An 861-nucleotide genomic window follows, 5' to 3' on the forward strand; every position below is an offset into this window, starting at 1 on the left:
GGCGGGGTTGGTGAGGTCGTAGCGGGTGATGGCTTCTGCGGGGGCGGACCAGTCGATCTCTCCGCGTTTGGCCAGCATTTCCAGGGTGCGTACGACCATTGAGTGCGCATCGATGGTGAAGTACCGGCGTGCTCCGGCGCGGGTGTCAGCGAACCCGAATCCGTCTGCGCCCAACGAGGCCCAGTCGTTGGGTACGTACTGACGCACGGAGTCCGGTAGGGCCGAGGTGTAATCACTGGTGGCGATCACCGGTCCCGTTGCCCCTGCTAGTGCTTGGGTGATGTAGGGGGTGCGTGTCCCTTCACCGGGGTTGAGGAACGCCTCATGTTCGGCGGCGTGAGCATCCCGGCGTAGGTTCGTCCACGACGTCACCGACCACACGTCGGCGGAGACCGACCATTCCTCGGCGAGGATCCGTTGGGCTTCTAACGCCCAGGGCACTCCGACCCCGGAGGCCAGCAACTGGGCGCGCGGGCCTTCGTTGGTGGCGGGTTTGAGCAGGTAGATGCCGTTGAGGATCCCGTCCACATCGACGTCTTCGGGTTCGGCGGGTTGGTGGATGGGTTCGTTGTAGACGGTGAGGTAGTACATCACGTTGTGATCCTCATCCGCGTGCCCGTACATGTGTTCGATCCCGCGTTTGACGATGTGGGCGATCTCGTACCCGTAGGCGGGGTCGTAGTGGATCACCGCGGGGTTGGTCGAAGCCAGGATCGGGGAGTGCCCGTCAGCGTGTTGCAGGCCCTCACCGGTCAGGGTGGTACGCCCGGCGGTGGCGCCGATCACGAACCCGCGGGCCATCTGATCGGCTGCTGCCCAGAACTCATCCCCGGTGCGTTGGAACCCGAACATGGAGTAGAA

1 protein-coding gene is annotated in these 861 nt (G+C 64.3%); it reads right to left on the bottom strand.

Annotation, left to right across the window (positions count from 1 at the left end; all coding sequences use genetic code 11):
* Window positions 1-861 (bottom strand): transketolase-like TK C-terminal-containing protein (locus IE157_RS12720; RefSeq protein ID WP_404820650.1); only part of this gene is annotated, 861 nt, incomplete at both ends.

It is taken from the genome of Kocuria marina (genome assembly GCA_014652975.1).
Taxonomy (GTDB): domain Bacteria; phylum Actinomycetota; class Actinomycetes; order Actinomycetales; family Micrococcaceae; genus Kocuria; species Kocuria marina.